The organism is Winogradskyella sp. SYSU M77433 (assembly GCF_029911945.1).
GTDB lineage: Bacteria > Bacteroidota > Bacteroidia > Flavobacteriales > Flavobacteriaceae > Winogradskyella.
In genome coordinates, this window is record NZ_JARYTG010000006.1 from 55869 (window position 1) to 70748 (window position 14880).

The 14880-nt window shown below is 33.8% G+C and carries 9 protein-coding genes; 4 read left to right on the top strand and 5 right to left on the bottom strand.

The features are described 5' to 3' along the window. Window positions 1-10: 10 nt before the first annotated feature. The 4 genes from QGM60_RS12700 to hemH are packed head-to-tail and all read right to left on the bottom strand — an operon-like array spanning window position 11 to window position 6084. A complete protein-coding gene (locus QGM60_RS12700) occupies window positions 11-559 on the bottom strand; it encodes a CopD family protein (RefSeq protein WP_281140630.1) in 549 nt (182 codons plus the stop codon). Beyond that, window positions 559-3645, bottom strand: coding sequence for a glycosyl hydrolase (locus QGM60_RS12705; protein ID WP_281140631.1), 3087 nt, complete (start codon window positions 3643-3645; stop codon window positions 559-561). The genes QGM60_RS12700 and QGM60_RS12705 overlap by 1 nt, the downstream gene beginning before the upstream one ends. Before the next feature lie 44 nt (window positions 3646-3689). After that, entirely contained in the window at window positions 3690-5045 is a 1356-nt protein-coding gene (locus QGM60_RS12710) for an MATE family efflux transporter (RefSeq protein WP_281140632.1), read from the bottom strand. Between the two features lie 4 nt (window positions 5046-5049). Further along, window positions 5050-6084 (bottom strand): ferrochelatase, encoded by a 1035-nt coding sequence (gene hemH / locus QGM60_RS12715; RefSeq protein WP_281140633.1) that lies wholly within the window; start codon window positions 6082-6084, stop codon window positions 5050-5052. A 220-nt stretch (window positions 6085-6304) separates the two neighbouring features. On the opposite strand from hemH, the gene QGM60_RS12720 reads away from it, so the two are divergent. Continuing rightward, the gene (locus QGM60_RS12720; protein ID WP_281140634.1) at window positions 6305-9829 is read left to right on the top strand and encodes a TraB/GumN family protein; all 3525 of its coding nucleotides are present in this window, start codon (window positions 6305-6307) and stop codon (window positions 9827-9829) included. A gap of 5 nt (window positions 9830-9834) precedes the next feature. On the opposite strand, the gene QGM60_RS12725 is transcribed toward QGM60_RS12720, so the two are convergent. Continuing rightward, a complete protein-coding gene (locus tag QGM60_RS12725; protein ID WP_281140635.1) occupies window positions 9835-10734 on the bottom strand; it encodes an AraC family transcriptional regulator in 900 nt (299 codons plus the stop codon). Window positions 10735-10935: 201 nt separating this feature from the next. Between QGM60_RS12725 and hemA the strand changes: the two genes are divergently transcribed. From hemA to hemE, 3 genes are all read left to right on the top strand, one after another. Beyond that, window positions 10936-12186 carry a glutamyl-tRNA reductase gene (hemA, locus tag QGM60_RS12730; RefSeq protein WP_281140636.1) on the top strand — a complete coding sequence of 417 codons (1251 nt, stop codon included), beginning with the start codon at window positions 10936-10938 and terminating at the stop codon, window positions 12184-12186. Then, a complete protein-coding gene (gene hemC / locus QGM60_RS12735; protein ID WP_281140637.1) occupies window positions 12179-13753 on the top strand; it encodes a hydroxymethylbilane synthase in 1575 nt (524 codons plus the stop codon). The genes hemA and hemC overlap by 8 nt, the downstream gene beginning before the upstream one ends. A gap of 71 nt (window positions 13754-13824) precedes the next feature. Beyond that, window positions 13825-14850 carry a uroporphyrinogen decarboxylase gene (hemE, locus tag QGM60_RS12740; RefSeq protein ID WP_281140638.1) on the top strand — a complete coding sequence of 342 codons (1026 nt, stop codon included), beginning with the start codon at window positions 13825-13827 and terminating at the stop codon, window positions 14848-14850. Window positions 14851-14880: the final 30 nt, after the last annotated feature.

Genomic DNA, 14880 nt, shown 5'->3' on the forward strand with positions numbered 1-14880 from the left:
ATCAAGCCAATTAAGCATCTGGATTTTTAGAACGGATATTTTTATAAAGCTTGAAACCAAGCATTATTAAGATTCCTAGCACAATAATACCTACAACCCCAAAAATCCAATTGATAGTACTTTTTAAAATCACTAAAAAGACTACTGCAAACAAAATAAATGTTGCACCTTCATTCCAAATTCGCATAAAATTTGAAGTGACTTTTACTTCATCTTTTTGTAGTTGCTTGTAATATATGTGTGTTTTAAAATGGTAGATAAAAAGTAATACTACAAACGTTAGTTTTACGTGCATCCAACCTTGCTGAAACCAACTTGGCATTAAAACCATTAGCCAAATAGCAAAAAGGGTTGCTAAAATTGCTGAAGGCCATGTAATGATAAACCATAAGCGTTTTGCCATGAGCTTTAATTGTTTACCCAAAATTTCTTTTTCGGGAGAAGGTTTGTGAAATGCTTCGATTTGATACACAAATAATCGTGGAATGTAGAATAAGCCAGCAAACCAAGTGATAACAAAAATAAGGTGTAAAGATTTTATGTAGTTGTAGTATTCCATTACTCGTCTATGAATAAATAATTTAAGTTCTTACTATTAAAAGCGTTGTTGAAAGCTGCTACTTCTTCATCGAGCAACTTATTAAAAGCTGTTAGCTGTTTTTCAATTTTTTGAGTCAATTCATTCTTAACAGCTATGTCTTGCTCAGTTGGAGCAAAATCTCCCATACCGACTAAGGCGTTCAAATGACCTAATTTATTGGTTAACTTAATTGGGAAGTTTAGAGGATCTTGTCCGCTTTTATTTTGGGTTTGATAAAGTTCTTTCTCAATATCAGACAGTTTTTCTTCAAGGGATTTTGCTTTTTCAAGCAAATCTTTCACCTTTTCATCATCTTCATATTGCTTTTGAAAACTCTTTAATTGCTTTGAAATATTTCTAATCTTCTTAATCGATTTATGCGCCTTATCAATGGTCTCATTCACGTCAGAGATAAAATTGAACTGTTTTTTCATTTCTTCAACAGTGCTTTCTGCTCTTGGATCGGCTAAAATTGCAAAATTCTGTGATTGTTCTTTGTCATTTACTTTTAGGCTGACCTTATAGTTACCTGGTATTGCTGCTGGACCTTCTAAACTTGCCCACCATAATATCATACCTGGTAATAGCTCAGCTCCGTCATAAGTCATGTCCCAAACAAACTGGTTAGATCCTTTCTTTACCTTGAGTTTATTTTCCTTATCCTTTGTTGAAAACGTTTTTATGGTATCTCCTTGGGAATTGAAGTAGGTTAGCGAAACCTCATCTTCTTCATTGTAATTTTTTAAATTAAAATAAGTGATAACTCCATTTGGATGGTTTGTACCTGCCGTTTTGCTTCCTTTTCTGCTTCCACCACGCATTCTATACGTACCTTTCGGCTTAAACAAAACATCTTGACTCAAATCAGTATTGTACAACTGATGGATAAGTGATAAATCGTCTATAATCCATAGGCTTCGCCCTTGGGTTGCAACTATCAAATTATTATCCTTTATGGTTAAATCCGTAATTGGTACTATTGGTAGGTTTAGTTGGAATGGTTTCCAGTTTTTACCATCATCAAAAGAAATATACATACCTGTTTCGGTTCCTGCATACAATAGCCCTTTTTGCTTAGGATCTTCTCTTAATACTCTTGTAAAATGCTCTTCATCAATACCATTAGTTATTTTTTTCCACGTTTTTCCGTAATCAGTTGTTTTGTATAAGTAAGGCGAAAAATCTCCGGTTTTGTATTTTGTTCCAGCAATGTAGCAAGTGCCTTCGTCAAAAGCACTAGGCTCAACACTGTTAATCATCATCCATTCTGGCATACCTTTAGGAGTAACATTATCCCAAGTTTTACCACCATCCTTAGTTATATGTATCAAACCGTCGTCACTACCAACCCAAAGCAAACCTTCCTTTAATGGTGATTCATTTGCGGCAAAAATGGTACAGTAATATTCTACTGAAGTATTATCTTGTGTTATTGGCCCACCAGAAGATTTTAGTTTCTCTGAATCATTTCTAGTTAAATCTGGACTAATAATATCCCAAGACTGACCTTCATTTTCGGTAACATGAACATGTTGAGAGAATGTGTATAGCCTTTTTGGATTATGTCTAGAAAAAACAATTGGGAAGTTCCACTGAAAACGATATTTCATACCTTCTGCACCATAACCCATTGGATTATCTGGCCAAACATTAATCGCTCTTACAGTTCCTGTTTTATGATTAACTCGTGTTAAAAAGCCATCATAACTACCTCCATACACAATATCATCATTTTCGGGATCTACTGCAATATGAGCACTTTCGCCACCTGCTGTACTTTCCCAGTCATCTTCAGCAATAGAGTATCCATCAGTTCTATGTGGAATTCTAATTGTTGTATTATCTTGTTGCGCAGCATAGATTCTATAAGGAAATGCATTGTCTGTAGTAACCCTATAAAATTGTGATGTTGGTTGATTGTAATATGTACTCCAAGTTTCGCCACCATCATAAGTAATTTGAGCACCACCATCATCACCAATAATCATTCGCTCTGGATCTTCTGGAGCTATCCACAAATCGTGATGATCTCCATGAGGAGCATTGTATGTACTGAAATTCTTTCCTCCATCAGTACTTTTATGATATCTCACATTAAGCACATATACAGTATTGACATCTTTTGTATCTGCATAAACTCTGGTATAATACCAAGCACGTTGTCTTAATTTACGTTCACTATTAACTTGTTTCCAGGTTTCACCTCCGTCATTACTTTGGTACAATCCACCTTCATCCTTATTTTCTACAATTGCCCATACACGTTGGTTATTTATAGGTGAAACGGTCACTCCTATAATTCCTAAAATGCCTTTAGGGAATCCTTCATTATTTGATATTTCTGTCCAACTTTCACCGCTATCAGTACTTTTCCATAATGCTGAACCTTCACCACCTGAACTTAAGCTGTAAGGCGTTCGTTGTACACGCCAAGTTGATGCATATAAAATTCTTGGGTTAGTTGGATCTATAATCAAATCTACAACACCAGCATTCTCATTTGAGAATAATGTTTTTTTCCATGTTTTACCACCATCAATACTTTTGTAAATACCACGCTCTTCAGTTGGCTTATAAATATTTCCTAAAACACCTGCATATACAATGTTATGATCTGTTGGATGAACAGCTATACGTGGTATATGTCTCGATTTTTCTAAACCAGCTGACTTCCATGTTTTACCAGCATCAACACTTTTCCAAACTCCATATCCAGAAGACACATTACCTCTTACAGTTTTTTCACCTCCACCAACATAGATAACATTTGGGTCACTTTTAGAAACCGTTATAGAGCCTATACTTCCACCAAAAAATCCATCTGAGATATTTTCCCATTCGCGGCCTCCATTAGTTGTTTTCCATATTCCACCACCAGTTGCACCAAAATAAAATAGATTTGGCTTATTGGAAACACCTGTTACCGCAGCACTTCTACCACCTCTAAATGGACCTATAAGTCTATATTCTAAAGCAGAATAATCAGATTCATCAAAATTTTGAGAATTAAGACTCGAATTGAAAACGCAAAGCAGTAAGACTGCAATAATTTTTAAAAATCGCATAATTACAAGATGTTGGTTATGAGCTTAAAATTACGGATTTAAAATTATTGATTGACTTCAGATATTAAATTTAACCTTACTTCCCTGTAAAGAAAAAAGGCTGTCACTATTGTAGACAGAACATCTGCTATTGGAAAAGAAATCCACACTCCCAGTTCGCCAAAATAGTTTGGCAAAATCAATATTAGCGGAATAAAGAAAAAACCCTGTCTGGTTAAGGTTAATAATAAAGCCGGAATAGCTTTTCCTATGGCTTGGAAATATGCTGCTCCAATAAGTTGAATCGCAATTATAGGAGTTGCTGCAAATACCCAACGCATAGCAGATGGTGTTTCTTTAAGCACTTCAGCATCTTGAGTAAACATTTTTGTAATGGTTTCTGGGAAAGCCATTAAAAATATAAATACAACCGTGGCCAATAAAGCTGCATATTTTATAGCTTTATTTATAGTTTGCCTAACTCTATCATAATGTTTTGCGCCATAATTAAATCCTGCAATCGGTAAAAATCCTTGAGTAATTCCAAACACGGGAAATAATGCAAACATTAACATACGCCCTACAATAGCATACGCTGTTACGGAAGTTTCACCACCAAGATCATATAAAATATTGTTCATCAATAAGTAGGTAACGCTTACAATTGCTTGTCTAGAAAGTGTTACAAAACCTAAAGATGCTATTTCTTTTACAACAGGTAGATCTAATCCAAAATGGGTAAGGTTTATTTTTAATTCTGAATTTTTCGAAAGAAAAAACCACAGAATGAAGAAAAAGCACAAAATGTAGGATCCTGTTGTTGCCCAAGCAGCACCAGCCATTCCCCAATCAAAAATATTGATAAAGAAGAAATCTAAAATAAGATTACCAACAGAAGGAATCATCATGGCATACATGGCAAATTTAGGTTTACCTTCTGCCCTAATTACAGTGTTTCCCATCATGCACAGTGCTAAAACAGGCACTCCATATAATACTATTTTATAGTAAATTTTTGCAGGATCGAAAATATCTCCTTTACCACCAAATGCCGGAATAATATCATTGACATACAAAAGTCCAAACACAACAAAAACAACTGTAATTAAAACAGTCAATGTGATTTGATTTCCGAATGTCTTTAAGGCTTTTAAAACATCATTTGAACCAAGTGCCCTTGATATAATGGATGAACCACCAACACCAATAGACATACCAAGTGCTGCTATAAAAAACGATACAGGAAGTACTACATTAATAGCAGCGATTGCAATTGGACCTATCCAGTTACCAACAAAAATGGTATCTACTAAAATATTTAACGACATCACTAAGATACCGATAGATGCAGGTACAGCTTGCTTTACAAGTAATTTTGTAATCGGCTGTTTTCCTAAATCTTGTGATGTTACGTTTGCCATTAAATTACAATGTCTTTTCTGTCGTTGCCCACTCTTCTATCATATTCACCAAAACTTGAGCAAAATCTTCACGATCATTTAAACATGGAATTACTGTGAATTCTTTTCCTCCGACCTCATGGAAAATTTCTTCTCCTTCCATCGCAATTTCTTCTAAAGTTTCTAAACAATCACTTACAAAAGCAGGCGTAACTATAGCCATTTTCTTTATACCTTCTTTCCCCATTCGCTCTATGGTTCTATCTGTGTAAGGCTTTAACCATGGATCGAATCCTAATCTAGATTGAAATGTAGTTGAATATGTGCCGTTTTTAAGACCAAGTGTTTTTGCAACATTAACGGTGGTAATTTCACATTGATGACGATAACAGAACTCGTGCTGAGGACTGCCCATTTTAAAACAACATTTACCATTCATTTTACAATTTCCATTAGAAATGTCGCTTTTTCGAATGTGTCGTTCTGGTACACCATGATAACTAAACAAAATATGGTCGTAGTATAAGCCTTCTAACTTTTCCTTTATACTTTGAGAAAGTACCTCAACATAATCTTTACGATTATAAAATGCTGGTGTTCTAGTTATCTTTACTTGCGGAAAATGCTTAGCCACCAACTCATCAACCAAAACATCTATAGTCTCAGTCGTTGCCATTGCAAACTGAGGATACAACGGCACCGTTTTTATCTCAGTACAACCTTTGTCAACTAGTTCTTGTAAGCCTTTTTTAATTGACATACTTCCGTAGCGCATGGCTAAAGCAACTGGATATTCTACTTTTTCCTGCACTTTTTCTTGTAAGCGTTCAGAGATTACAATTAAAGGCGAACCTTCTTCCCACCAAATTTTTTGATAGGCTTTGGCCGACGCTTTTGGTCTTGTATTAAGAATTATCCCTTTTACCAAAAGTGTTCTTGCCCATAATGGAACATCGATAACACGTTCATCCATTAAAAATTCCCCAAGATATTTTTTTACATCCTTTGGTTTTGGACTATCTGGAGACCCTAAATTAACTAGTAGTATGCCTTTTTTCATAGTTTTTAATTGCAGTACAAAAATACAACACTAATCGTAATACTAAATATTTGTTAGTATTGGTTTTCTTTATTGCTATATAATAAAATATATCTGTACTTTGTTAGTTTAATGTTTTGGATAAACATCTAAACTATTTGTTTTTTATCGAGTTTTATATAATGAATACGGCTATTTCAAGGATTTAAATATCTTTACATGCTATGATTCTGTTTTACAAATGAAAAAATTTATTTCTGCCCTTATATTCTTATTTTCAATAACCTGTATTGCCCAACAGAAATATCAAAGTTTACTTTGGGAGATTTCTGGTAATGGTCTTGAAAAACCGTCTTACCTCTATGGTACCATGCACGTTAGCAAAAAAGTTGCCTTTCGCTTAGATGATGTTTTTTATAAAGCATTAGAAGAAAGTGATTGTATTGCTTTAGAATCTGACCCAACCACATGGCCAGGTTTTAACTATGATATGATGGTTAGCGAAATGGCTTACTACAACAACTATAGAACAGAATTTTACACTAATCTTTTTAAGCTAACGCATCCTGAAGAAATGGCTGTTAGAGGTTCTGTAAGAATGGATAATAATGCTGTAAATGCTTATCTATATCGTAAAAACAACGCCTCTGATAATTTTGAAGAAGAAACCTATCTTGATATGTTTATTTTCCAAGCTGGAAAAAAGAACAATAAAGAAATTTATGCGCTTGAAGATTTAGCCGAGTCTAGATATCTAACAACCAAGGCGGCTTATAATTCAGATAAAAAAGATTTAGATCCTTGGATTCAAAAATTATTTTCTAAAGAAAACCCTTATCTCATTCAAGAGAACCTTTACAGAGATAGAAATCTAGATTTATTAGATTCTATTGGTGCAGGTGTAAATACGGAATTCTATAGAGAAAATATGCTTTACATTAGAAATGAAAACATGGTTAATTCACTTCAAAAGTTGATGCCGAAAAAATCTGTTTTTGCAGGTGTAGGTGCAGCACATTTACCAGGTGAAAAGGGCATGATTAATATGCTTCGTGAAAGAGGTTATAAAGTAAAAGCTTTAACGTCTGAGCAAACAGATTTCAGTAAAACAGAAAAGACAAAACTAGACAGTCTTTTTGTAGCTCCTGAGCTTAAGCTAAATGCCACTCCTGATGGATTTCTAAAAATGAAAACCTATGATGAGTTACGCGAATTTTCATACGGGGGACAGAAATATTATTTAGATCCAGATATGACCAATGGTGCTTATCTCACCTTAAATAGAATTAGTCGTTTTGTGTATTTGCCAAATGAAAAGGATAATATGACTTTGGAAGATATTGACAATTTTCTTTATGAAGATATTCCTGGTGATATTATTAAAAAAGAGCAACTAACAGACCCTTACCCAGGCATCAGTATTGTAAACAAAACCAAGAAAGGTGAGTTTCAGAAGTATCATATTTATCAGACTCCTTTAGAGATCATCATTATAAAATTTGCTGGTCGAAGCGATTTTGTTTTACAACATGAAGACAAAATATTCAATTCTATAACGCTAAAAACGCCTTCAAATTCTAACCAATTATTTGTATCTCCTCATAAGAAGTTTCAAGTAGATTTTCCTGAATATTACATCACAGCTAATATGGAAAATAGTGGTAAAAAAATATTAGAAGGTTATAAAAACGATGCCTATTATTTTATAGAAGAAGCGGCACTTCAAGATTTAGCGTATATAGAGGAAGATAGTTTTGAGGCTAAATATTTTCATCATGCCTTGTACAAAAATCACAAGCTTAGTGAAGCTAAAGGTGGCTTCAAAGCAGGTGGTTATAAAACTTATGAATCGCAAGCTGTTTTAGATTCTACTTCAAATAAAAACTTACATCTCAAAACTATTGTTAAGGATGGTAGCTATTATTTATTGGGCTATGTTGGTACAGATACCGGTGAAAAAGATGCCTTTTTTAAGTCGTTTAAATTCAATAAAACTGATTATAAAGATTTTGAAAAGGTTATAGATACCTCATTACATTTTTCTGTTAGAACTAATGGAAAATCACCTATACCTAATCCTTATAATGGTGGTTATAACAATGGTAAAAATGATAAAGACTATCAAGAAAAAACCAAGCAAACATCATATTCTACTAATGCGAATGAGCAAATTTCTATTTCTAGAACCAAGTTTCATGATTTGCAGATGTATCATAATGTTGATAGCTTATGGAGCGATGTAGACAAAAAGGTGAACTACACCACACGTTACTATTCACCAGACAAGAAATTCAAAATTTCAAATCGTCTTAAATCTAGAAAAGACAAGGTTTATTCCTATAGTTTTAGTTACACAGATTCCTTGAGTGCTAAGCAAGTTTTGGTGAAAAATATTCTTAAAGAAGGTGTACTTTTTGAGCTTAAAACCCTTATTGATTCTATAAGCGGCCCATCTTCATTTGTGACTGAGTTTTACGAATCCTTTACACCAATAGACACTTTGATGGGCAAGGACGTTCTTCAAGATAAAACCAAACAATTTTTTGAAGCTTTGAGAGCTAACGATAGTATTGTTTTAGAATCTTACAATCTCATTAAGTTTAAGAAGCATAATAGCAAAGACATTGTTGCGGTGCTTAAGGACTTTGAATTCGAAAAAGAGCGTTTAGACATCAAATCGCATTTAGTTGAAGAGTTGATTGAAATTGATTTAAAAGACAATCTAAAATTTATAAAACAACTCTATTACGATAGCTATTCTGACCCTCAAACACAAACTGCTATTTTGGAAGGTTTGTTAGAATCTAACAATAAAGATTCTTATGATTTGGCTTTAGAATTAATGGATCGCGATTTACCACTAAATGGAGTTGGAAGTATTTTCTATAATTATTACGGTAGAGATTCTTTAGAACTTAAAGCGTCTTTATTTCCAAAAATACTGCAATACAGCACCATTCAAGAATACAAACAACCTTTGTATAATTTATTAGCTAAGGTAAAAGACAGTGGCTATGTAAAGCTTAAAACGTATTCTAAATACAAAAATCAGATTATAAACGACGGTAAGACTGAAGTGAAGCGTAATCTTGGTAACAACTCTAGTTATGGTTATAATTCATATTCCAATGATTTAGCAACCTATGTAAAGTTGATTTTTCCTTATAGAAATGATCGTAATGCAAAAGATTTCTTCGAGAAATTACTTAATGTTGATGATAAATCTGCTCTTGTAGATTACTATGTTCTACTCGCTAAACACAAAGAAGCTATTCCTGCGAAACTAAAAGAAAAAATCCTTGATGACGAAGAGAATCAATATTTGTTATTAGAGGAATTAGACGATGCTAAACTTCTTAGCAAAATGAATTCATTAGACATAGACCAACAACAATTTGCTAAGTCTAAGTTACTATCTAATGCACGTTATGAAAAGGAAACAGACTCTATAAATTTCTTATTTAAAAGAGATTTTGTAACTGATAAAGGTAAAAATGCCGTTATGTATTTCTTCAAAATTGATAAGGAAGATGAATACTCTGGCAAGTCTGAAAACCTTCATTATATTTCTTTTATAAAACCAAAGAATCCTAAAGAATTAGTAGTAGATTTCTACAACAAATCTAGCAACTACGGTACTGAAGTAGATAAAACTAAAGAGTTAGAAGAACAGATTACCGAAATTATAAATCTAGCTATTTACAAAGATCGTAAACGTGTGACGCCTAGCGCTCGAGGTGGTTATAATGGGTATTATGATTATTAGAGGTTTTAACTCGTCGCCTGAATATACTTCTTAGGCGTTGTACCAAACTTCTTTTTAAACGCAGCAATAAAATGGCTAGAGGTGCTGTAGCCTACTTTTAGGCCTACTTCGTTAACATTGTTTTCACCAGATTCCAAAAGTTTGCGTGCCACTTCCATCTTATAATCAAATAAGAAGCTGTAAACCGTATCACCATAAATTTGTTTAAAACCTTCTTTAAGTTTTTTAAGGCTTAGCTCAATAGTATCTGCCAACTCTTGCAAACTTGGTGGCTCTGCCATATTAGCAATGATGATATCCTTTGCCCTTTTCAATTTGGCCACATTAACCTCATCCACCAAAAATGGACATTGCTCAATGTTTGCATCTTCACTTCTATTAAAAAACAAACTCAAAAGTTCATAAGCTTTTCCTTTGTAATAAAGTTGCTTAATAGAGCTATTGAGATTAAAGCTTATTAACTGATTGAGTACCACAGCCATTGATGGTGATATTTTTCCATCCTTGTAATATTTCTTATCTCTATTATCATCAGATAAAAAAGTAACATAATCTGCATCTTCAGAAAACAAACCATGAAATTTTTTAATTGAAATTACCAAAGAAGCTAGCCAAGAATGTGGTTGTAATTGTAAGTGAATTGGTAAATCGCGTTGTGGATTATACAATAAAAGTGAGGTTTCCTCTTTTATATTTAAGGTATATCTTCCTTCATTAAAGACAAAATCTGCTGAACCTTTGGTACAAAAATGAAATTGAATATATGAGCTATCAATCTCACGTTCAAGAATTTCAACATCATCATTATCATTTTTATGTGTTAAGATAAAAAACCCTTCTTCTAAAAACGTTTCATCAAAAGTTCCTTTAGCGACACTTTTTGACAGTACTTTTTCTGTTTTCATTTCAATGTTATTTAGATTCGTTCTAAACAAAAGCGTGAAAAACCCCTTGTTTTACTACAAAAATATGACAAATATCATGTTATATTAAAAAAACACCTCAAAAAACCACTAACGACACTTTAAGTTCTTCTAGCGTTATTTTTTTGTCATTAACAAAATTACATTTGCCTTGTTAATTTCCTTAGTCAGGTAAACGAGCGAATGCAACAACATAGAAAAACATACTTTTACGCTATAGGTCTTAGCTATAAAAAAGCTGATGCCGAAATTCGTGGTCACTTTAGTGTAAGTGAAACTGCAAAACAAAATGTTTTGTTACAAGCTAAAGACAATGGCCTTGAAAGTATTTTAGTAATTTCTACCTGTAACCGCACAGAACTTTATGGCTTTGCAGAACACCCTTACCAGTTGATTCACTTACTTTGTGAAAACACAAAAGGTACTGTTGAAGAATTTCAAGATGTGGCTTACGTATACAAAAACAAAGAAGCCATCAATCACATGTTTAGAGTTGGCTCTGGTTTAGACAGTCAAATTCTTGGTGATTTTGAGATTATTAGCCAATTAAAATTTGCTGCAAGAGCCTCGAAGAAAGAAAGCTTATTAAATTCGTTTACCGAGCGTCTTGTAAATTCTGTAATTCAGGCTAGCAAACGCATCAAGAACGAAACCGAACTCTCTTCTGGTGCAACTTCTGTTTCTTTTGCTTCCGTACAGTACATCATGAATAATGTAGAAAACATTTCTGAAAAGAATATTTTACTCTTCGGTACAGGGAAAATAGGAAGAAACACTTGCGAAAATTTAGTAAAACACACTAAAAATCCGCATATCACACTTATCAATAGAACAAAAGATAAAGCTGAGGAAGTCGCTGGAAAATTCAATGTCTTAGTAAAAGATTTTGAAAATCTAGAAGAAGAAGTTAACAACTCTGATATTGTTATCGTAGCTACAGGAGCTCAAAATCCAACACTTTACAAGTCGCTTATCAATACCGAAAAGCCTCTTTTAGTTTTAGACCTTTCTATTCCTAAAAACGTGAATAGCAACGTCACTGAGCTAAATAATGTATCTTTGATACACATGGATGATTTAGCAAAAATTACGGATGACACTCTTGAAAAACGTAAAGCATTTATTCCTGATGCTGAAGCTATTATTGAAGATATAACAAACGACTTTAACGCTTGGCTGAACACACTAAAGTTTGTACCTACAATCCAAGCTATAAAACATAAATTGACGGATTTAAAAAATTCTGAAATCAATACCCAACGTAAAAAACTAGCAGATTTTAATGAAGATCAAGTTGAGTTGGTTACGAACAATATCATTCAGAAAATAACCAATCAATTTGCACATCATCTTAGAGAAGATGGTAATACTTCAGATGAAAGTATTGAACTTATCAAAAAAATTTTCCAGTTAGAAACCACTGAAAATGTCTAAAATTATTCGCATTGGCACACGCGACAGTGAGCTCGCTTTGTGGCAAGCAAAAACCGTTCAAGCACAACTTGAAAAACTAGGTCATAAAACTGTATTAGTTCCTGTAAAATCTACTGGAGATTTAGTACTCAACAAACCTTTATACGAACTTGGTATTACAGGAGTTTTTACAAAAACTCTTGATATTGCTATGCTCAATGAAGAAATTGATATTGCAGTACATTCGCTTAAAGACGTTCCTACTCTTTTACCAAAAGGCATTGTACAAGCTGCCGTTATAAAACGCGGTAATGTTAGTGATACCTTGGTTTTTAAAAACAATGAAGAATTTTTATCGGCTAGAGAAGGTGTTATCGCTACAGGTAGTTTAAGACGAAGAGCGCAATGGCTTAACCGCTACCCAACACACACTGTTGTTGGTTTACGTGGTAATGTTAATTCTCGATTGGAAAAACTAGAAAATAGCGACTGGAACGGAGCCATTTTTGCTGCTGCTGGCATTGGAAGACTAAATATTAGACCTGAAAATTCGATAAATCTTCAATGGATGATTCCTGCTCCAGCCCAAGGTGCAGTAATGATTACAGCTTTAGAAAGAGACGAAGATATAAGACAAATCTGTGCTGAAATCAATCATGAAGAAACTGAAATTTGTACTTCCATAGAACGCGAATTTTTAAATCGTCTTGAAGGTGGTTGTACAGCGCCAATCGGTGCTTTGGCTTTAATTAAGAATGACGAAATCAATTTCAAAGGTATTCTTTTAAGTAAAGATGGTACTAAGAAAATTGAAGTCGTAAAAACCGCACCACTCGGTAAGCATAATGATATTGCAAAATTCTGTGCAGAATATGTTATTGAAAAAGGTGGAAAAACTCTGATTGATCAATTGCAACGTAGCGATAAACAAACCAATATTTATTCTACTAAAAAGTTAACGGACGATCAGATGTTACTTTTTCATAATGATGTTGTAGCAGAAAGTAATGATGCTATTAAAATTAGCTTGAACCGTATTCCGAAAACGGTTGTTAGAAAAGAAATTCAGAACGTTATTATTACCAGCAAAAATGCTGTTGAAGCTTTGCTACATAACTTTTCGGCAGTAGAGTTGCAATTCAAAAACATCTATTGTGTTGGCCGAAGAACAAAACGTATGGTTGAAAAGCGTATTGGAAAAGTTAAGCATACAGAAGCTAACGCAAAAAAGTTAGCCAACTATTTAGTAGATTATATTGAAGGAACAGAAGTCACCTATTTTTGTAGTGACCTAAGATTGGATGATTTACCTAATATTCTTTCAGAAAATAACCTTACGGTTAATGAAGTGGAAGCTTACCAAACCAAGTTTGATAGTTTAAGCGTTCCTGAAACCGTAGATGGAGTGATGTTTTACAGTCCTTCTACAGTACAAAGTTATAGAAAACAAAATGTAGCTAAAGGCATCGCTTTTTGTATTGGCGAAACCACTGCAAAAGAAGCTAGCAAACACTTTAAAGACGTACGTATTGCTAAAGTGCCAACAGTAGAAAGCGTGATTGAGTTGGTTAATGAAAATTATTTGTAATTAGTTTTTAGTCTTTAGTTGTTGGCAGTATAGAGCCACAACTATCCACTAAAAACTACACACTAAACACTATGATTAAAAACGATTTATTTTTAAGAGCATTAAAAGGAGAAACCGTAGAACGTCCACCAGTATGGATGATGCGCCAAGCAGGTCGTTACCTTCCAGAATTCATGGAAATAAAAGCCAAATACGATTTCTTTACACGTTGCCAAACCCCAGAGTTAGCAAGTGAAATTACCGTACAACCCATACGTCGTTACGGTATGGATGCAGCCATTTTGTTTAGTGATATTTTAGTGATTCCTCAAGCGATGAATATTGAGGTACAAATGAAACCTAATTTTGGTCCGTATTTACCAAATCCAATACGTACACAACAAGATGTAGATAATGTCATCGTACCAGATGTTACAGAAGCATTAGACTACGTATATCAAGCCATAAAAGTAACAAAAGAAAAGCTTAATGATGACATTCCGTTAATAGGTTTTGCAGGTTCACCATGGACAATCTTATGTTACTGTGTTCAAGGGCAAGGCAGTAAAAACTTTGACAAAGCGAAAAAATTCTGCTTTACTAACCCTATTGCGGCACATCAAATGCTTCAAAAAATTACAGATACAACCATTGCTTACTTAAAAGAAAAAGTAAAAGCAGGTTGTAACGCTGCACAAGTGTTTGATTCTTGGGGAGGTATGTTATCTCCTGAAGATTATCAAGAATTCTCATGGCAATACATTCAGCAAATAATTGATGCCTTAAAAGACGAAGCTCCTGTAATTGCCTTTGGTAAAGGTTGTTGGTTTGCATTAGATGTTATGGCAAAATCTGGTGCATCTGCTTTGGGTGTAGACTGGACATGTTCTCCTAAAAACGCACGTTATTTAACTGGAGGAAACATTACTTTACAAGGTAATTTTGATCCGACGCGTTTATATTCTTCACCTGCAAAAATCAAAGCCATGGTGACGCAAATGATAAACGAATTTGGTAAAGACAAATACATTGTAAATCTGGGTCATGGTATTTTACCAGACATTCCATTAGAAAATGCCAAAGCATTTATTGATGCCGTTAAAGAATACTCAGCATAATATTGTAACTTAACAAGCTGTTCAGCGTCT

Coding starts and splice junctions, on each gene's coding strand:
- QGM60_RS12700 (WP_281140630.1), bottom strand. CDS start 559: ATGGAATACTACAACTACATAAAATCTTTACACCTTATTTTTGTTATC.
- QGM60_RS12705 (WP_281140631.1), bottom strand. CDS start 3,645: ATGCGATTTTTAAAAATTATTGCAGTCTTACTGCTTTGCGTTTTCAAT.
- QGM60_RS12710 (WP_281140632.1), bottom strand. CDS start 5,045: ATGGCAAACGTAACATCACAAGATTTAGGAAAACAGCCGATTACAAAA.
- hemH (WP_281140633.1), bottom strand. CDS start 6,084: ATGAAAAAAGGCATACTACTAGTTAATTTAGGGTCTCCAGATAGTCCA.
- QGM60_RS12720 (WP_281140634.1), top strand. CDS start 6,305: ATGAAAAAATTTATTTCTGCCCTTATATTCTTATTTTCAATAACCTGT.
- QGM60_RS12725 (WP_281140635.1), bottom strand. CDS start 10,734: ATGAAAACAGAAAAAGTACTGTCAAAAAGTGTCGCTAAAGGAACTTTT.
- hemA (WP_281140636.1), top strand. CDS start 10,936: ATGCAACAACATAGAAAAACATACTTTTACGCTATAGGTCTTAGCTAT.
- hemC (WP_281140637.1), top strand. CDS start 12,179: ATGTCTAAAATTATTCGCATTGGCACACGCGACAGTGAGCTCGCTTTG.
- hemE (WP_281140638.1), top strand. CDS start 13,825: ATGATTAAAAACGATTTATTTTTAAGAGCATTAAAAGGAGAAACCGTA.